Source organism: Paraburkholderia sabiae (genome assembly GCF_030412785.1).
GTDB classification, from domain to species: domain Bacteria; phylum Pseudomonadota; class Gammaproteobacteria; order Burkholderiales; family Burkholderiaceae; genus Paraburkholderia; species Paraburkholderia sabiae.
The window spans coordinates 116,142-134,728 of record NZ_CP125296.1 but is presented as its reverse complement, the minus strand read 5'-3'; the positions used below and the strand labels follow the sequence as shown (position 1 = coordinate 134,728).

Here is an 18,587-nt window from a genome sequence, read left to right as displayed (position 1 = left end):
TGGTTACTACCCGTTACACACGCAACATGACGGATGCAACATGAGAACGGCTGCATTTCTACAATGCCCGTCACTTGCCATCGATTGGCATTCACCCGCACACGCCCATACCGGAGCCCTACGTTGAAACGCCTCACACTCATTTGCGCAGCAGGTCTCGTTGCCGCGAGCGCATCCACGGCGGCGCTCGCGCACGTCGATGTCGGCGTGACTTTCGGCGTGCCTGCGCCCGTTTATGTCGAGCCGGCGCCCGCCGTCGTGTACGAAGCGCCGCCGCCCGCCGTCTATGCGCCCGCGCCCGTCTACTACGGCTATGGATACGGCGGCTATCGCGATCCGCGCGAGTGGCACGATCATGGCCGTCATCGCGGCTGGCATCGTCATCACGATGACGACGACGATTGACGCCACCTTTAACGGGTAATTTTCAGCAGGGATAATCTGCATTCCTTGAGGACTCGATCGGCCCGAACCACACCTTCAGCAAAGAAAACAATTGCAATCCGACAGGGCTCCGTGGTAGAAGCACCGCGCAAAGTTTTATCGACAGGAGCACGCGGTGAAAAGAACCGCCGAGAACAAGCTGAAGGTAGTGGCAGTGCGGGTGGATCCCGCGATCGAGCGCAGGTTGAGACTATTGGCAGACGCCACAGGTCGCCGGCAGTCGTACTTTCTGCAACAGATGATCGAAAGCGGCATCGCCGCGATGGAAGAGAAATGGCTGCCGCCCGCCGTGCTCGCGCAGGTTCGCGACGGCACGTTGCCCGCGCCTGAATCCGAACGCGGCAACGCGCCAGATCTTTTCAGCGATCTGTTCGCCGATCAGGACAGTTAGCGTCGTCGCTTTCGCGAGCGGGGAACAGGGCTTCGATGGCCGCGGCGAGCGCTTGCGCGAGCCGCACGTCCGAAGCCAGATGACCCGCGTCGACGAACCGGCCCTGCACGGCAGGGACCGCACGCATCAGCCGATGCAGATTGTCGGGCGGACACACAGGGTCGCGCGAACCATGCACCGCGTGGATCGCGACGCCCGACGCGACGGCGCGCTTCGCGAGCGTCATCAGTCGCCGCTCGCCGAGCCAGCAGCCGTGCATCAGATAGTGAGCCTGGATACGGTACTTCGCTGTCGTTGTCCCGGCGCGATTCAATGCCTTTTTTCTGCGCGCAGAGATTGTTCGCGACGACGGCCGCATCAAGATCGCGTTCTCGTAGGTGCGCCACGCGTCGGCATGCGTTCGCGTTTGCGTCGTTCGGATACAGGCGGACGGCAACGATGACGCCCGTTCGCAATGCGTCGCGTGCATCAGTTCACGCCACGCCGAAGGCGCACGCGAGCGCGACGTGACGAACAAACGACGCACTTCGCGCTGCGTCGTCAGAAACAGTCCACGCAACACGACGCCGCTAACCGACGCGGGATGCGTTCCCGCATAAGCCAGCGCGAGCGCCGCACCCCACGATCCACCGACCACGCCCCAACGCACGATGCCCAGTTGCACGCGTATCGCTTCGAGATCGCGGATCAGATGCTGCGTGTCGTTATGGCGAAGGCTGCCACGCGGCGTCGATGCGCCGGTGCCGCGCTGATCGACCATCACGACGCGAAAGCGCACGAGATCGAAGAGACGCAACGCCGCTGGATTGCTGCCGCTTCCCGGTCCGCCGTGCAACACGACGACAGGCACGCCATGACGCTCGCCATGCACGGTATAGGCAGCCGTGTGGCCGTCGCGTGTGATCGTTCGATGATGCGCAGTGTCGTGCGTGCTCATGTGTTCATTCTCGCCGATCGTGTCCGCGGCCACGCATGCTTTCGTGAAGCTGACAGCGCAGAGCGTTGGAACCCAATGGCCCGCGTCTTGCTTTTGAACTCCGCGATGCCGGCACGACGACCGGCACGAGACACGATGAGCGGAGGAGACAATGCGCAACGATGCCCAGACTATCGGATCACTGACAGCCCGAGAGAGCGGCTGGCTCACTCCGTCGATTCAGAAAGCGCACGAGAGGTCGGAAACGTTCGGACTCAGTGCGTCGATGTGCCCCGACTACGACGTGCTCACGCACGGCGAATTGCGGATGAAGCTCGAACAGAACCGCGTGCTGTGCGCGCACGCGACGCCCGTGATGGAAACGCTGCGCGAGCAGATCGCGAATACGCAAAGCATGATCGTGCTGACGGACGCCGAAGGTCTGATTCTTCATTCGATCGGCGATGACGATTTCCTGCGCCGCGCCGAGAAGGTCGCGCTCAAGGCGGGCGCCAACTGGGCCGAAGAGCGGCAAGGTACGAATGCGATCGGCACCGCGATCGCCGAGCGCAGCGCCACCGTCGTGCACGGCGATCAGCACTATCTCGCCGCGAACCGTTTCCTGACCTGCTCCAGCGTGCCGATTCTCGATCCGTATGGCGATCTGGTCGGCGTGCTCGACGTGACGGGCGACCACCGCAGCTATCATCAGCACACGATGGCGCTCGCGAAAATGTCCGTGCAGATGATCGAAAACCATCTGTTTGCGAACACGTTCCGCAACACGCTGCAGATTGCCTTTCATGGCCGCGCTGAGTTTCTCGGCACGCTGATGGAAGGCATCATGGCCTTCACGTGCGACGGGCGCTTTCTGTCCGCGAATCGCAGCGCGCAGTTTCAGGTCGGGCTGCCGCTCGCCGCGATGCGCGCGCACACGCTGTCGTCGCTGTTCGGGCTGACCACGCCGCAACTGATCGACCGGCTGCGCGCGAGCCTCGGTCATCACATCACGCTCGATCTGAACAACGGCACGGTAGTTTGTGCGAACGTCGAGTTTCGGCGGCCAACGCTCGGCGGCGAAGGTTCGTGGCCGGGCGGCGAATCTGCCGTCGGCACGCGGCCTGCCACCGCGCGCACGCAGCCTGTGAGAAGCGCTCCCGTTGTCAACGCACCGTCGAGGCTCGACAGTCTCGACACAGGCGATCCGCAGATTTCCACCGTCATCGCCAAGGTGCGCAAGGTGCTTGGCAAGAACATTCCGATTCTGATCACAGGCGAAACGGGCACCGGCAAGGAACTGCTCGCGCAGGCCATCCACAACGATTCGCCGCGTCGCGCGGGCCCGTTCGTCGCGGTCAATTGCGCGTCGATCCCGGAGAATCTGATCGAGTCGGAACTGTTCGGTTACGAGGAAGGCGCGTTTACGGGCGCGCGCCGCAAGGGCGCGGTCGGCAAGCTGCTGCAGGCCAATGGCGGCACGCTGTTTCTCGATGAAATCGGCGACATGCCGTATCCGCTGCAGGTGCGTCTGCTGCGCGTGCTACAGGAACGCGTCGTCGATCCGCTCGGCTCCAGCAAATCCGTTCCCGTCGATATCGCGATCATTTGCGCGACGCACCGCAATCTGCGCGAAATGATCGTGCAGAACCGGTTCCGCGAGGATCTGTATTACCGTTTGAACGGTCTCGTCGTCAAACTGCCGCCGTTGCGCGAGCGCACGGACCTCGCCGTCGTGATCGAGCGGATGTTGCAGTCGATGCCATGCGACGAAACGGAGGGCGCGCCGCTGCGTGTCACGTCCGACGTCATGGCGCTGTTCGAGGAGTGCGCATGGCCCGGCAACTTCCGGCAACTCGGCAATCTGCTGCGCACGGCGGCCGCAATGGTCGACGACGACGGCGAACTCAGGCGCGAACATCTGCCCGAAGATTTCTTCGACGATCTGCGCAGCGGCGCGGCGCTCGGCGCACGGTCAGCGGGCGCGACGTTGCCGCTGATGAGCACGCGGCTTCAGGATGTGCAGGCTTCCGCGATTGCGGCGGCCGTCGCGCGGCACAACGGGAATGTGTCGGCGGCTGCGCGGGCGCTCGGTATTTCGCGCAATACGGTGTATCGGAAGATGCCTTCGTTGTGCGCTGGTGCAAACCCGCACGGCGATGATTAGCGTTGCGCTGTTGCACGGTGTTGAGTTTTGCAACACCTGTGCAGGCGGGTGCGCATAAAAATGACATGGACACAGCGGACGTTCGACAACGGTCCAGATACGCGAGCACCTGCGCGACAAGCAGTATCGGCATCAGTCTCCACGTGATGCGGCGATACACATCGGCCAACCGTCCATCGTCTTGCGCGCGGCTTTCGACAAGCTCGATACGCGTGGACTCGACGACGCTCGCGGTCGTGGAATTTCCATAGTCGGTCGTGTTCACTTCGGTCTCCTTTTTATGCTCAGGCGCTGCTCACGCGAGCGCCGCTGTCTGCACGGTCTTGATATAGGGCGAGCCGCTCGCATGGACGACCATCACCGCGCATTGCCACCAGCCGTCGATGCCCGCGCGCTCGATCGCTGCGCGCACGGCGTCGTGAATCAGTTGGCGCATCGCGCGCTTCGTTGTTTCGGTGCGTTTTTTCGTCAGCAGCAATTGCGAACGCCCGCATCTGGCTGGCACAGCGAATGCGCCATTTGCATCATGTCGTCGCGGAACGCCCGCAGGACAGCGACTCCCGCCACCCGTCCGTATCGGCCATGAAGATGGCGAGCGCGTTCATGGTTCAAAGACTTACGATAGAAAACCTGGTTGACCGCTCCCATTGCCGTGGCGGACCCGCGGGCGATCACTGAGAACGGTCCCGCGGCGCATTTCGTTGAGCACTCCGCAAGGAGACGGCACATGAACGTCGTGGATGGAAGGATCAGACGAAACGATCCGAAGCGAGTCGTAATGGCCCGCCAAGGCAAGTTTGCGCATTCGGCTGCGGGTAGTCCCGATGCCAGCACCAAGGGTGCGCCGCCTGTGCGGGGCAAACGCCTTGCACTTTGGGTCGCGTGGGCAAGCGCGTCACTGGCTGTCGGTGTCATCGGTATCGTCGCGTCCGGCGATCGGCTCGACTATGGTCGGGCGCTCGGGATCATCGGATCTACGTCCCCAGCGCCACATACGTCGTGGTCCGGTGATGTTGCGCTACCAGCGTCGCCTCCCGCTCGCAAACCAGCGGTTGCCAGTACTGAACCTGCCCCGCCGGTGTCGTCCGCATCACCCGATCTCCGCGCCGGACCACCCGTGGATTCTGCTGCACCGCAGCCAGTTACACGAGTACCCGGTCAGGCAAGCGATACCGCCATGCAGCATCGCCACCGTGCAGCGCCGCACGTGAGAGCAACCGCGCGGAATACGCCCACGATCACCCGGCCCATATCGCCGACGCAACAAGCGTATTCGTCCCGTCATCTCGCGAGTTCATCGTCACATCCGGCCAGCGGAACTGCAATTGGCAGTGCTGATGTCGCCCCGCCGGTGGCGTCGTTGCCGGCGGCGTCCTCTTCGTTCGCTCATCGCGATACACCTTCCCCGAATGCTGCTTCAGTGCGACTGGCGCAAGGACAGCCTGCTGGCAGTCGCGGCGGGAGCGGTTCGGGCGTAGGCGGTTCGGGTAGTTCCGGGGCGGGTAGTTCGGGGTCGGGTAGTTCGGGCTCGGGTAGTTCGGGCTCGGGTAGTTCGGGCTCGGGTAGTTCGGGCTCGGGTAGTTCGGGCTCGGGTAGTTCGGGCTCGGGTAGTTCGGGCTCAGGTAGTTCGGGGTCGGGTAGTTCGGGGGCAGGTAGTTCGGGGTCGGGTAGTTCGGGGGCAGGTAGTTCGGGGGCAGGTAGTTCGGGGGCGGGTAGTTCGGGGGCAGGCGGTCACGGCGGGGCCGGTTCGGGCGCAGGCGGTGCGGGCGCAGGCGGTGCGGGCGCAGGCGGTGCAGGCGCAGGCGGTGCAGGCGCAGGCGGTGCAGGCGCAGGCGGTGCAGGCGCAGGCGGTGCAGGCGCAGGCGGTGCAGGCGCAGGCGGTGCAGGCGCAGGCGGTGCAGGCGCAGGCGGTGCGGGTGCGGGTGCGGGTGCGGGTGCGGGTGCGGGTGCGGGTGCGGGTGCGGGTGCGGGTGCGGGTGCGGGTGCGGGTGCGGGTGCGGGTGCGGGTGCGGGTGCGGGTGCGGGTGCAGGTGCGGGTGCAGGTGCGGGTGCGGGTGCAGGTGCAGGTGCAGGTGCAGGTGCAGGTGCAGGCGGTCATGGTGCGGGTGCAAATGGCTCCGGCGGAAACGGCTCCGGTGGAAACGGCTCTGGCGGTCACGGCGGTGGTCACGGCGGTGGTCACGGCGGAGGCGGGAACGGCGGAGGAGGTAATGGCGGCGGCTCAAGATAAGCGGCCCCTGGTTCAATCCACCGACTCAAACGCACTTCCGTGCCCCACAGGCGAATGATATTCGTCCGCAACGGGTCAGCAAGCGCACACAGGCAGAAGCTTCGCAGCCGGTAGCGTCTGCCAGTACTCGATTCTCCTCACTCAGTTGGCGCCGATCAGTTCATCCGCTCTCGACAGAAACAGCTTCAGCACAGGCGACGCGTTCGATCGACTGTAGCCGATCGCGAGATCGACAGTCGGCGCCTCGCCTTCCAGCGGTCGGCTCACGACCGACCACGGCAGCAGATTGTTCGCGTACTCGGGCATCAGCGACAAACCGCGCGTGGAAGCGACAAGCGACATCGCCATTGCAAGGTTGTCGACGCCATGCGCGGGCTTCGGATCGAGCCCATTGTCGTGCAGATATCGCGCGACCACGTCATGCAGCACACGCGCCTTGTTCGACGCCATCACAAACGTCTCGCCTTGCAGGTCCGACGGATGGATCGTTGCCTTCGCCGTCAGCCGATGATCGCTCGGCATCAGCACGACGAGTTTCTCGCGATAGACGACGCGATAGTCGAGATCCAGCCCCGGCTCCGTGCGCACGAAGGCAAGGTCGAGTTTGCCGCGCGCGACGGCGTCGGCGAGATCGGGTGAATAGCCGCTCGACACCGTGACGTCGATGTTCGGCAACTCGTCGCGCAACACCTGCATCGCGCGCGGCAGCCACGTCATTTCCTGGCCCGTCAGAAAGCCGAGCGCAAACACCTGCTTCGTGGGGCTCGCGGCCCGGCGCGCGGCTTCGATCGCGGCATCGACCTGCGCGAGCGCAAGCCGTGCATGGTCGAGAAAAGCCTTGCCCGACGCTGTCAACTCGACACCGCGCGCGCTGCGACTGAACAGTTCCGTGCGCACTTCGTCTTCGAGATCGCGAATCTGACGGCTCAGCGATGGCTGTGAGGTGAACAGCCGCTGCTCGGCGGCGACGGTGAGGCTGCCCGTTTCCGCGACTGCAACGAAATAGCGCAGATGACGTAGCTCCATGCTTTCTCCTGTTTCTTCCATTCTGCCGCGTCGCTCGGGGCCATGCTTTCAAAGCATGACGGCAAGCCTACAAAGTCTTTTTCCGTTGCGCAAGCGAAGGCTAGATTACAAGCCAGCAGTCACATCGAGCAACGCGGAAGCCGTCAGCGCAGTCTTGAAGCCATACCTGCTTGCTATCGCTGAACGGGCCGCCGATCAATCCAACGGAGCTTTGCCATGAACGACCTCACAGGAAAAACCGCGCTCGTCACGGGCGCATCGCGCGGCATCGGGCGCGCCATCGCGCTCGCACTCGGCCGAGCCGGCGCGCAGGTGCTGGTGCACTACAGCAGCAACGAAGCGGCCGCCGATTCCGTCGTCGCCGAAATCATGGCGAGCGGCGGACATGCGCAGAAAATCGCCGCCAATCTGCGGATCGCCGACGGTCCGCACACGCTCGCCCGACATGTGCGCGCGATCGTCGGCGGAAGACTTGATGTGCTCGTCGCCAACGCGGGCATTGCCACTGCCGCGAGCATCGAAGAGACGACTGTCGACCAGTTCGACGACCTCTTCGCCGTCAACGTGCGCGCGCCCTTCTTCCTCGTGCAGCAGCTTCTGCCGATGCTATGCAAAGGCAGCAGCGTCGTGCTGCTGTCATCGCTGGCTTCGCGCGCTGCCGTTGGCGAGCTGGCCGCGTACGCCGCGACCAAGGGCGCCGTCGATACGCTCGTGCGCCACTTCGCTTCCGCGCTTGGCGAGCGCGGCGTGCGTGTGAACGCCGTCGCGCCCGGCGTCGTCGCGACCGACATGTCGAGCTTCGTGACCACCGACGCAGGCCGCGATTACGCGCTGAGCCTTCAGGCGTTGAAGCGCGTGGCGCAGCCCGACGATATCGCCGGCGCCGTAACGTTCCTTGCGTCTGACAGCGCGAACTGGATCACGGGCGACACGCTGCGCGTCGACGGCGGGTCGAAGCTCTGACGACGACGTATCAACCGCAACGAACGCACATACACCGGCTTTTCCACTACGCCGCCTGATTCAAGGAGTCACATCATGTCCAACAACACCGCGCCGAACACGGCAAAAACCGTGAAGATTCCCGGCCCCGATCACCCCATCACGATCGAGCGCAATCCATCGCGCGTCGTGGTCATTGTCGCCGGCCGCACAGTCGCCGACACGCGAAGCGCGCTGACGCTGCGTGAAGCGCACTACCCGCCCGTGTTCTACGTCCCGAGAAAAGACGTCGACATGACGCTGCTCGAACGCACCGATCATTCGACGTACTGCCCGTACAAGGGCGATGCCGCGTACTTCTCGATTCCGTCGGGCGGCGAGCGCGCCGTCAATGCGATCTGGACCTACGAGTCGCCCTTTCCCGCCGTCGAGCCGATTCGCGATCACCTCGCGTTCTACCACGATCGTGTCGATTCGATCGAAGAACGTGCATAAGGAACCGACATGAACGAACAGACAGTCGTGCTCGTCACCGGCGCGTTGAGCGGCATCGGTCGCGCGACCGCGCTCGCCTTCGCGCGCTCGAAAGCCCGCCTCGTGATTTCCGGCCGACGCACCGACGAAGGTCACGCACTTGCCGACACGCTGCGCGCGCTCGGCGCAGAAGCAGAGTTCATCGAGGCCGACGTGCGCTTCGAAGACAGCGTGCAATCGCTCGTCGAGCGCACGATCGCGCGCTTCGGCAGGCTGGACATCGCCGTGAACGCGGCAGGCACGGAAGGCGAAAGCGCGCCCGTCGTCGAACAGACGATTGAGCGCTACGCAGCCGTGTTCGACGCGAACGTGCTCGGCACCCTGCTCGCGATGAAGCACGAGCTGCGCGCGATGTCGGCGCAACGCAGCGGCAGCATCGTCAATGTGTCGTCGACGATGGGCGCGCGCGGTGCTGCGGGCGCGTCGCTGTATGTCGCCAGCAAGCACGCCGTCGAAGGACTGACGAAGTCGGCGGCGCTCGAAGCTGCGGCGTTCGGCGTGCGTGTCAACGCCGTCGCGCCCGGCCCCGTGCAAACGCCGATGCTCGACCGGCTCACGCAGACGTCCGAACGCAAGGCCGCGTTTATCGACACCGTGCCGCTCAAACGCGCCGGCACGCCCGACGAGATTGCGGAAGCCATCGTGTACGTGGCGTCGGCCAGCTTCATGACGGGCGAAGTGCTGCGCGTGAACGGCGGCCGGACTGCGTCGTAAGGCAAACCCCTCGCAACTGATCATCAAACGGAATTTCATCATGACCAATCTGACAGGCAAAACCGCGCTCGTGACGGGCGCATCTCGCGGCATCGGCCGCGCCACGGCCATCGCACTCGCCAAAGCAGGCGCGCGCGTGCTGGTCCACTACAGCAGCGCGGAGCAGGCCGCCGATTCCGTCGTTGCAGCCATCCGCGCGGCAGGCGGACAGGCGGACAAGGTCGCCGCCGATCTGCGCGACGCGCACGGACCGCATGAACTGGCGAAGCGCGTGCGCTCGCTGACAGGCGAACGGCTCGACATTCTCGTCGCGAACGCGGGCATCTCGAAGGCCGCGCTGATCGAAGAAACGACCGTCGAGGATTTCGACGACCTGTTCGCCGTCAACGTGCGCGCGCCGTTCTTCCTCGTGCAGCAATTGCTGCCCGTGCTGGGCGACGGCAGCAGCGTGGTGTTGCTGTCGTCGCTTGCGGCACGCGCGTCCGTGAACAATCTGTCGGCGTACGCTGCGACCAAGGGTGCCGTCGATACGCTCGTGCGCCACTTCGCGTCCGCGCTCGGCGAGCGTGGCATTCGCGTCAACGCGATTGCGCCGGGCGTCGTAGAAACGGATATGTCGAACTTCGCGAAGACAGACGCGGGCCGCGATTTCACGCTCGGCATGCAGGCGCTCCAACGCGTCGCGCAGCCCGACGATATCGCCGCCGCCGCCGTCTTCCTCGCCTCCGACGACGCGCGCTGGATCACGGGCGACACGTTGCGCGTCGACGGCGGATCGAAGCTCTGATGCGTTGCCGATCGCGCGCCGCTTTCCGGATAGCGGCGGCGCGGTCGTTGAAGGGATGGGTGTCAACGTCCCGTATATGCGCACCTGTGCTCCAAATCAGCACAGTCTCTTCACTGCGAAGCTTTCGCACATCGCTCGATTCTTCACCGGCATGGAGTTTGCGTTGAATCGCCCCGACCGCGATCCGATCGCGGTCGTTCAGCAAACCATCCAGGAGACATGCCATGCAGTGGACGACGCCCGCTTACACCGATCTGCGTTTCGGTTTCGAAATCACGATGTATATCGCCACCCGCTAACGTCGCGTTGAAGCGCCGTCGCGTGCTGTGCCCAGCGCGCGACGGCTTGCCCGTCACATCGATGAAACCTTCCGCCATGATTCCGACGCCAGCGAACGCCGGTGCGAACGAGCGCCCGCGGCTACGTGACCGATTCAGCCTGCAACGGGTGCCCGCGCAGGACGCGTATGTACTGCTGTATCCCGAGGGTGCGGTGAAGCTCAATCCGAGCGCGGGCGAAATTCTCACGCGCTGCGACGGCACGCGCGAACTCGACGACATCATCGGCGAACTGGAAATGCTCTTCAACGATTCGGGTCTCGCGACTGACGTGTATCAGTTCATCGATCACGCGCGGCAGCGCGGCTGGATCGATTGACCCGGATTTGCATTTACGAGCGAACAGCTCAGTCGTCGATGCCTGCCGTGAGGACTCGCATCGCAACCGGTACGGACGTGGGCGGAAACACGCGCCACATGCCGTCGCGATGTCGAAAGAAGTGAATCGCGAGATCGCCTTCCGGGCGATGCACGTCGACACGCACATGACAGCGGCGTCCGCTGCCCTCGCTTCCGAATCTGGCAAAGCTCACTTCACACGGCGGCATATGCGCCAGCCATCGCTCGACCATCGCCCGCAAACTGTTCATGACCTTCGCACTCGCTGATTGACGACGCTGCACGTCCGCTTCGATTAGCGATGCAATGTGCGAGAAGCATGCCATTGCATCGACGGCACATCGTCATCGCACATCGCGATCCCGGAAACGTCGCGGTGTCACATACGGCAACAGCCGGACTGTCCCCTGCTCCACGATGCAACACGTCGCATGCGTCCTCGTCATGCGCGATCGCAGCAGGCGCATATCGCTCCGACAGCGCACACGCCGATTCGCAAGGATAGCCAAACAATGGCATGCGATTTGCCTTTACGAGCCCGCCGCCTTCACACGCGCCGACGAAGCGCTGCTGACAAGGCGTCGCACCGATAACTCACCCACAACCATCTTGAATGGGACAGGAGACAACGATGAAGACAAGTCCGGCTTCGGCCACGCGGCTCGCGATACTCGTCGCGGGCGTCGTGGCGGCAATCGGTATGAAGCCCGCGACGGCAGCCGCCGCGGCCGACTATCCCGCCGTGAGCTACGACCGGCTCACATCGGCGCAAAGCGATCCTGGCTGGCTCACGTACTACCGCACGTACAACGGCCAGGCGCATTCGCCGCTCAAGCAGATCGATACGTCGAACGTGAAAAATCTGAAGCAGGCGTGGGCCTACAAGTTTCCCGCCGATCTTCAGCAAGGTTTCGAAGCGACGCCGATCATCAACGGTCGCTATCTGTTCGTGACGACGCCCAAAGACAACGTCTACGCATTCGATGCCGCGACGGGCAAACAACTGTGGAAGTTCGAACCGAAGCTCGGCGCGGAAGCCTTCAAGAACGCGTGTTGCGATGTCGTGAATCGCGGCGTCGCGCTGTACGGCAAGAACGTGTATGTCGCGATGCTGAACGGCGAAGTGGCCGCGCTCGATGCGCAAAGCGGTTCGGTCGTGTGGAAGAAGGCGATGTTCGAGCCTGGCACGGGCTACGCGTTTTCGCTGGCGCCGCTCGCGCTGGACGGCGCGCTCGTGGTCGGCAGTTCGGGCGGCGAGTATGGCGCGCGCGGCTTCATCGCGGCGCTCGATCCCGAGAACGGCAACGTGCAGTGGAAGCGCTACACCGTGCCCGGCGCGAAGGAGCCGAACGGCAATACGTGGCCCGACGGCATGCAGGAACACGGCGGCGCGCCCGCATGGCTGACGGGCACCTACGATCCCGACAGCAAGACGCTTTATTGGGGCGTCGGCAATCCGGGACCGTGGCTCGCCGACCTTCGTCCCGGCGACAACCTCTATTCGGACTCGCTGCTCGCGCTCGATCCGAAAACGGGCAATCTCAAATGGCACTATCAATACACGCGTCACGACACGTGGGATTACGACGGCGTCAACACGCCCGTCCTCGCCAACATCAAATACGACGGCAAGGACTATGACGCGATCATTCACGCGGACCGCAACGGCTATTTTCACGCGATCGACCGTAGCAACGGCAAGCTGATCTATGCGCGTCCGTTCGTGAAGGCCACGTCCGTCACAGGCTATACCGCCGACGGCAAGCCCGTGCAGGACGAATCGAAATATCCGAAAACGGGCACGACGATCGAGACCTGTCCGAGCTTCCTCGGCGGCAAGAACTGGTGGTCGGTTTCCTACGACGCGGACAAGCACATCGCGATCATTCCGACGCTGCACGCGTGCATGTCGCTGTCGGGCAAATCGGTCACGTACATGGAAGGCTTGCCGTATCTCGGCGAAGGCTTCGAGATCAAACCCGAACCGGGCAGCAAGGGTTACGGCGAATTGCAGGCCATCGACGTGAATACGGGCAAGAAGCTCTGGAGTCACTGGAGCAAGCTGCCGTGGAACGGCGGCGTCGCGACGACGGCGAGCGGCCTCGCGTTCAGCGGCTCGCTCGACGGACACCTGTACGCATTCGATGTCACGAGCGGCAAGGTCTTGTGGCAAAGCCCGAAGCTCGCGAGCGGGATCATCGCGCAGCCGTCGGTGTTCGAGATCGACGGCAAGGAATATGTCGCGGTGCTGGCGGGCTACGGCGGCGCGAATCCGATCTGGGGCGGCCCGATGGCCAAGGCCGCCGACAAGGTGCCGCGCGGGGGAACGCTGTACGTGTTCGCCCTCAACCATTCGTGATCTTTGCAGAAGCGGGACGCGCGGCTGCGCACGTCCCGCTCTTTCCGGACGCCTTGAAATGAACCACTCTCTCAATCGAATTCCGGCGGCAAGCGTACTTGCTGCCTGTGTCGCGCTCACGTCCGTTCACGCGGCGGCGGCCGTCAAGGTCTGTACGTTTCCCGGCAGTCCCTCGGCGTCGCTCGACGAAGCCGTCGCGCGCGACGCGTTTGCGCAGGCGGGCATCGCCGCGACGATCGTCAGGCACGGTATCGGCGAAGGCGACGACGACGGCGTGTCGCTGAAGGAACTCGACCGGACGCTCGCGCGCGAATGCGACGTGATCGCAGGCTTTCCGCGCTCCGCCGTCGCCGACGGCTCCAGCAGCAAGCTGCACTTCTCGCGCGGTTATCTGCGCGCGGGGTATGTGAGCATCGAAGCGCCCGACGCCAATCCGCAGGGCGCGGCCAGAAACACCGTTGCCGCAACGTACGCGAGCCCCGCGCAACTCATCGCCGTGCAACAGCCGAGCGTCACGCTCGATCTGGAGAACACGTCGGCGTTGACCGTCGAAGCCGTCGCGAAGGGGCAGGCGCAGCGCGCGATCGTCTGGTATCCGGCTGTCGTCGCGTATCGGCAAGCGCATCCGCAGCGTCAATTTACGATTGCCGCCGCACGCTCGCCGTATGCCGACTGGCAACTCGTATTCGCGTTCGGGCCGCGCACGGCTGCGATGCGTCCGAGGATCGACGCGGCGCTCGACAAGCTGTCGGGCAATGGCCGCCTCGTCGCCCTGACGCACGACTGGGCGATGCCCGCGCACGCGCTCGACGCGGCAGCCAGCGACGACGCCGCGCGCTTTCGCGACGGTCCGGTTGCATCGCGTGCCGTCGCACAACCCGCGTTGCTGGCGACAGCGAATGCACGCAACGCCGGCGGCTTCGTGAAGGTCGCCGCCGACGCCGCCGGCGCGCCGTCATTCGATCAGGCGCAAGCGACGCACGGCAAGATGCTCTACTCGTCGGTGTGCGCGAAATGCCACGGCGCGCAGTTGCAGGGCGTGACGGCGCCGGCGCTGCAAGGGCCCGCGTTCGCGCCGGCATCGAATGCGCATCTGACGATCGGCGGCGTGTTCACCTACCTGTCGACGAACATGCCCGCCGACAAGCCGGGCAAGATGAAAGATCAGGATTACGCAGACATCATGGCGTTCCTGCTCTATTCGAACGGCTATCGCGCGAGCGGCGCGAAGATGACGGCCGACGACGCGCGCGCCTCGACGCTGAAGCTCAACGCGGGCAAGTAAAGTTCGTCTGATTGTTCGCATCGAGTGCGCGGCGCGTGGCGACTTCCGTCGACACGCGCCGCGCGTACGCATTGATGCAAGACATGCAATGCACTCGTCCATCGATTCGCTGCGTGCGTGACTCGCGCAGTTCTTAACTACTTCATCCGATATCGGCTCCTGTATAGATGCCAGGCGGGCCGAGTATTTGCATCACTTCAGGCGTGGATGTCCTAACATCCTTATAGAGTCGATGCCGCATTCCAATACAAGCCATTTCCGTTTTTCCGTCAGTCACGGTGGGGCCGAACCGTTCGGATCCCTGCCATTCCGTCTGAAGGAGCGGCCATGTCCCCATGCCACCTGCAACGGGCCTTCACGCTATGCCTGTGGATCGTTGTCGCGCTCACGTTCGGCATAGGCGGCGCGCGCGCTCAAACCCAGCAACCTGCGTCTGCGCCTGCCCCCGCTGAACCGTTCAAGCCAGAGGAAATCGAGGCGCTCGTCGCGCCGATCGCGCTGTATCCCGATTCCGTGTTGTCGCAAGTGCTGATGGCGTCGACGTATCCGCTGGAAATCGTGCACGCGGCGCGCTGGGTCAAGGCCAATCCGAACGTCAAGGGCGATGCCGCCGTGAAGGCCGTCGAGAATCAGCCGTGGGACGTCAGCGTGAAATCGATGGTCGCGTTCCCGCAAATTCTCGAACCGATGAACGACAAGCTCGAATGGACGCAGAAGCTCGGCGATGCCTTTCTTGCGCAGCAGAAGGACGTGTTTGCCGCCGTGCAGCGGCTGCGTGCGCGCGCGAAGGATTCCGGCAATCTGAAATCGAACGAGCAGCAGAACGTGGTCGTCGAACAGCCGCCCGCGGGCGGCGGGCAGACCATCATCAAGGTCGAGCCGACGAATCCACAGGTGATCTACGTGCCCGCGTACAACCCGACCGTCGTGTATGGCGCGTGGAGTTATCCGACCTATCCGCCGACCTATTGGCCGCCGTACCCGGCCTACTATCCGGGCGCGGCGCTGATGACAGGCTTCGCGTGGGGCATCGGCCTCGCCGCCGCAGGCGCGATCTTCAGCAACTGCAACTGGGGCGGCGGCGACGTCAATATCAACGTCAACAAGGCCGCGAACATCGATCGCAACTTCGACCGCACCAAGGTTGAGGGAGGCCGCTGGCAGCACGACGGCAGCCATCGCCAGGGCGTCGCGTATCGGGACAACGCGACGCGCGAGAAGTATTCGCGCAATGTGCCCGGTGCCGAGGGACGTTCCGATTTCCGTGGCCGCGATTCGGGTGCGGGCGGCGGACGTGTGAACACGGCTGATCGTGCGGGTGCAGGTGCTGGCGCAGGCAATCGCGCGGGAACCGCCGATCGCGGCAATGCAGGCAACCGTGCGTCGGCGACGGATCGTTCGAATACGGGCAACAGGGCGAGCACGGCGGACCGCTCGGCGGCTGGCGACCGCGGCGGCGTGTCGAACCGCGCAGGCGCCGGCTCAGGCGACGTCACGCGCGCCAGCGATCGCGTGGGCGGCAGCGCCGGAGGCGGCAATTTCAGCGGCGGACGCGACAACGCGTTTCAGGGCGTAGGTTCGGGTGGCGCGTCGCAGCGCAACTACGATCGGGGACGCTCCAGCATGCAGGGCTCCGGCTTCAACCGGCCGAGCGGCGGCGGTATGCGAGCCGGTGGCGGTGGGCGCGGAAGACGCTAGGAGACCAGAACATGACCACATCGTCAGGATTGCGTCCGGGTTCGGCGGCAGGCGCACTGCGCGCGTTGACGCTCGCGTGCGCGCTGTGCGTCGCTGCTGTGTCGACGGCGCATGCGCAGAAGAACTTCAGTTCGCCCGATGCCGCGATGAACGCGTTCGGCGAAGCCATCGCCGACAACGAGGAAGCGACGCTGCAATCGCTCTTCGGCCGCGACTTCCGCGACTGGATTCCGCCCGTCGGTGCCGAAGTGCGAAGCCGTTTCGTCGACGAGTGGGGCAAGTCGCATGAAATAGAGCAGAAAGACGCCAGTCACGCGCACATCGCGGTGGGCGGCGACGGCTGGACGTTCCCTATTCCGCTCGTGAAATCCGCCGAAGGATGGCACTTCGATACCCGCGCGGGTGCCGAAGAAATGCGGCTGCGCCGCATCGGCCGCAACGAGCTGGCCGTCATCCAGACGATGCTCGCAATCTACGACGCGCAGCGCGAATACGCGCTCACCGATCACGACGGCGACGGCCTGCTGTCGTATGCATCGAAGCTGTCGAGTTCGCCCGGCAAACAGGACGGCCTGTACTGGCCGACGCAGGCCGATGCGCCGCCGAGTCCGCTCGGACCGGCCTTCATCCGCGCGGCGAGTATGCGCAGTGCCGGCGACACCGGCTATCACGGCTATCACTACAAGCTGCTCACGTCGCAAGGGCCGCACGCGCCCGGCGGCGCATACGACTATCTCGCGCACGGCAAGCTGTTCGGCGGCTTCGCCGTGATCGCGTGGCCCGCGCGCTATGGGGACACGGGCATCAAGAGCTTCATGGTGAGTCACGCCGGACAGGTCTACGAGCGCGACCTCGGGCCCGACAGCGCGGAGAAAGCGAAGGCGATGACATCGTTCGATCCCGGGCCCGGCTGGACGAAGGAGCAGCCCTGAAACGCGCTCGCGGCGCAATTGCACACTGAGGCAACATGAGACGTTCCGCCTCTATTCTCGTTCTGCTCGTAGCGGCACTGATTTTCGCGGCATTGGCTCAAGCCGCGATACGCCGCGAGTCTGACGCCGCACCGCAGTCTGTTGCGCCAGGCTCAGCCGTGAGCGGCATGAATACGGAACCAAACGATCTCGAGCAGCTATTGCGCAAGCACGGCATCGAGACGAACTCGAACAAGTCGCGGATCATCCTGCGTTGGGTCGAAAAGATTCAACAGGATCCCGTGATAGCTCAAGACATTCAGAACGGCGGGCAGCATGTCGGGCAGATTTTTCTCGATCCAAGGGCGCGCGAAGATCTGATGTCGAACGGGCTTGCGCATCTGACGCCTTCCGACCGGCTTCAATACGTGAAGCTGCTGACCCGTTTTCTCGATGAACTGGTTCCCGTCAACTGCTTCGGTCTCGACGACATGAGCGCGGTGATGAATCACGTGTCGCTGCGCGAGATGTCGGACGCCGACGTCGACCAGTATTTCGGGCTGCTTTACAAAGTGCTGGTCGGCGACGTGTCGAATGCGCCCGTCCCCACGCCGACGCCGCAGCAGTACGCGGCGGCGGAGAACCAGCTGACGCGCACGCTGATCGCCGAGCTTCGCGGCGACCAGAAGAACCTTGAGCGGTTTGCGTTCTATACGTCGAACCCGAAACTGGCGACGCCGTCGGATGTCTGCTGGACGACGCGCGTGACCTTGCACGCGATCATCGCCATGCCCGATCCCGAACGCGATCTCGTCCTGCTTCGGACGATGGCGCCGCGCAGCATGCGAGGCGCGTCGTCCGCAACGCGTCTGGGCACGCCGGCGACCGCGATTCCGCCGCCGGCGTCGTCGGCGCCTGGGGTGGTGCCTGGAAGCGTCGGCGGGCCTTAGCGCACCGACTCGCCTCTCGTACGAAGAACGGTCAACTGGTATCGTTGGGTAACGTCACCCATCTTCGAACCGTCATTTTCCGTATGAAGCCAGTGAAACCCGCCGAGGCGCTGCAATGCGCGTAGGCAAACCCGTCAAGGCGTTGCCGCAGCCGCTATGCGACTACTGCGGCGCGAAAGCCGTGCTTGCGCGCGCCGGAGACGAAATCTATCCGTATCGCGACGATCACGGCCCCGTCTGGGTCTGCGCGCCGTGTCAGGCGTGGATCGGCATTCCTGCGCGCAGCACGCGGCATGTGCCGCTCGGCCGTCTCGCCGACGCCGCGTTGCGCGACGCGAAAAGCCGCTTGCACGACGCGCTCGAACCGCTCGTCGCGGGCAAGGTGCGGCGCGACGGCGTCAACGCCTTCGAAGCGCGCGCGAAGGCGATCCGCTGGGTCGCGACCGAACTGGGCTTCGATCCGCTGCCCAATTCGATTCACATGCTGTCGCTCGATCAATGCGAGCAGGCGCTTCGCTATGTCGAGGCGTTCATGGCCGCGCGCCGCGCCAGTTGAGAT

At 64.3% G+C, this 18,587-nt stretch carries 20 protein-coding genes; 16 read left to right on the top strand and 4 right to left on the bottom strand.

What is annotated here, in order from left to right:
- Nucleotides 1–123: 123 nt before the first annotated feature.
- Complete coding sequence (locus QEN71_RS30245) at nt 124–405, top strand: hypothetical protein (protein ID WP_201646832.1); 282 nt, start codon at nt 124–126, stop codon at nt 403–405.
- A gap of 154 nt (nt 406–559) precedes the next feature.
- Entirely contained in the window at nt 560–835 is a 276-nt protein-coding gene (locus QEN71_RS30240) for a hypothetical protein (protein WP_201646831.1), read from the top strand.
- Here the strand turns inward: QEN71_RS30240 and QEN71_RS30235 are convergent.
- Nucleotides 804–1,772 (bottom strand): alpha/beta fold hydrolase, encoded by a 969-nt coding sequence (locus QEN71_RS30235; RefSeq protein ID WP_201646830.1) that lies wholly within the window; start codon nt 1,770–1,772, stop codon nt 804–806. The genes QEN71_RS30240 and QEN71_RS30235 overlap by 32 nt on opposite strands.
- A gap of 151 nt (nt 1,773–1,923) precedes the next feature.
- Between QEN71_RS30235 and QEN71_RS30230 the strand changes: the two genes are divergently transcribed.
- On the top strand, nt 1,924–3,915 hold the full coding sequence (locus QEN71_RS30230; RefSeq protein ID WP_201646829.1) for a sigma-54-dependent Fis family transcriptional regulator: 1,992 nt from the start codon (nt 1,924–1,926) through the stop codon (nt 3,913–3,915).
- 295 nt (nt 3,916–4,210) lie between these two features.
- On the opposite strand, the gene QEN71_RS30225 is transcribed toward QEN71_RS30230, so the two are convergent.
- Complete coding sequence (locus QEN71_RS30225; RefSeq protein ID WP_201646828.1) at nt 4,211–4,351, bottom strand: hypothetical protein; 141 nt, start codon at nt 4,349–4,351, stop codon at nt 4,211–4,213.
- A gap of 1,324 nt (nt 4,352–5,675) precedes the next feature.
- Between QEN71_RS30225 and QEN71_RS30220 the strand changes: the two genes are divergently transcribed.
- Entirely contained in the window at nt 5,676–6,203 is a 528-nt protein-coding gene (locus tag QEN71_RS30220; RefSeq protein WP_290468268.1) for a hypothetical protein, read from the top strand.
- An 83-nt stretch (nt 6,204–6,286) separates the two neighbouring features.
- Here QEN71_RS30220 and QEN71_RS30215 read toward each other — a convergent pair whose 3' ends face one another.
- Nucleotides 6,287–7,171, bottom strand: coding sequence for a LysR family transcriptional regulator (locus QEN71_RS30215; RefSeq protein WP_201662337.1), 885 nt, complete (start codon nt 7,169–7,171; stop codon nt 6,287–6,289).
- A 216-nt stretch (nt 7,172–7,387) separates the two neighbouring features.
- Between QEN71_RS30215 and QEN71_RS30210 the strand changes: the two genes are divergently transcribed.
- From QEN71_RS30210 to pqqD, 6 genes are all read left to right on the top strand, one after another.
- Nucleotides 7,388–8,134, top strand: a complete 747-nt coding sequence (locus QEN71_RS30210) for an SDR family NAD(P)-dependent oxidoreductase (protein WP_201662340.1) — start codon at nt 7,388–7,390, stop codon at nt 8,132–8,134.
- Nucleotides 8,135–8,209: 75 nt separating this feature from the next.
- Complete coding sequence (locus QEN71_RS30205) at nt 8,210–8,608, top strand: DUF427 domain-containing protein (RefSeq protein ID WP_201662343.1); 399 nt, start codon at nt 8,210–8,212, stop codon at nt 8,606–8,608.
- A gap of 9 nt (nt 8,609–8,617) precedes the next feature.
- On the top strand, nt 8,618–9,361 hold the full coding sequence (locus QEN71_RS30200) for an SDR family NAD(P)-dependent oxidoreductase (RefSeq protein WP_201662346.1): 744 nt from the start codon (nt 8,618–8,620) through the stop codon (nt 9,359–9,361).
- A gap of 40 nt (nt 9,362–9,401) precedes the next feature.
- Nucleotides 9,402–10,148: an SDR family NAD(P)-dependent oxidoreductase gene (locus QEN71_RS30195; RefSeq protein WP_201662349.1), complete on the top strand. Its 747-nt coding sequence runs from the start codon at nt 9,402–9,404 to the stop codon at nt 10,146–10,148.
- Nucleotides 10,149–10,372: 224 nt separating this feature from the next.
- Entirely contained in the window at nt 10,373–10,447 is a 75-nt protein-coding gene (pqqA, locus tag QEN71_RS30190) for a pyrroloquinoline quinone precursor peptide PqqA (RefSeq protein WP_033379411.1), read from the top strand.
- A 76-nt stretch (nt 10,448–10,523) separates the two neighbouring features.
- A complete protein-coding gene (pqqD, locus tag QEN71_RS30185) occupies nt 10,524–10,805 on the top strand; it encodes a pyrroloquinoline quinone biosynthesis peptide chaperone PqqD (RefSeq protein WP_201662352.1) in 282 nt (93 codons plus the stop codon).
- A 28-nt stretch (nt 10,806–10,833) separates the two neighbouring features.
- Here pqqD and QEN71_RS30180 read toward each other — a convergent pair whose 3' ends face one another.
- Nucleotides 10,834–11,076, bottom strand: coding sequence for a hypothetical protein (locus QEN71_RS30180; protein WP_201662355.1), 243 nt, complete (start codon nt 11,074–11,076; stop codon nt 10,834–10,836).
- A 380-nt stretch (nt 11,077–11,456) separates the two neighbouring features.
- On the opposite strand from QEN71_RS30180, the gene QEN71_RS30175 reads away from it, so the two are divergent.
- From QEN71_RS30175 to QEN71_RS30150, 6 genes are all read left to right on the top strand, one after another.
- Nucleotides 11,457–13,184: a methanol/ethanol family PQQ-dependent dehydrogenase gene (locus QEN71_RS30175; protein ID WP_201662358.1), complete on the top strand. Its 1,728-nt coding sequence runs from the start codon at nt 11,457–11,459 to the stop codon at nt 13,182–13,184.
- Between the two features lie 58 nt (nt 13,185–13,242).
- Nucleotides 13,243–14,469: a c-type cytochrome gene (locus QEN71_RS30170; protein ID WP_201662361.1), complete on the top strand. Its 1,227-nt coding sequence runs from the start codon at nt 13,243–13,245 to the stop codon at nt 14,467–14,469.
- A gap of 327 nt (nt 14,470–14,796) precedes the next feature.
- The gene (locus tag QEN71_RS30165) at nt 14,797–16,167 is read left to right on the top strand and encodes a DUF3300 domain-containing protein (RefSeq protein WP_201662364.1); all 1,371 of its coding nucleotides are present in this window, start codon (nt 14,797–14,799) and stop codon (nt 16,165–16,167) included.
- Nucleotides 16,168–16,178: 11 nt separating this feature from the next.
- Nucleotides 16,179–17,099, top strand: a complete 921-nt coding sequence (locus tag QEN71_RS30160; protein ID WP_201662367.1) for a DUF2950 domain-containing protein — start codon at nt 16,179–16,181, stop codon at nt 17,097–17,099.
- A gap of 167 nt (nt 17,100–17,266) precedes the next feature.
- Nucleotides 17,267–18,028 (top strand): hypothetical protein, encoded by a 762-nt coding sequence (locus QEN71_RS30155; RefSeq protein ID WP_233472204.1) that lies wholly within the window; start codon nt 17,267–17,269, stop codon nt 18,026–18,028.
- 115 nt (nt 18,029–18,143) lie between these two features.
- Nucleotides 18,144–18,584: a zinc-finger-containing protein gene (locus QEN71_RS30150; RefSeq protein WP_201662373.1), complete on the top strand. Its 441-nt coding sequence runs from the start codon at nt 18,144–18,146 to the stop codon at nt 18,582–18,584.
- Nucleotides 18,585–18,587 lie beyond the last annotated feature (3 nt).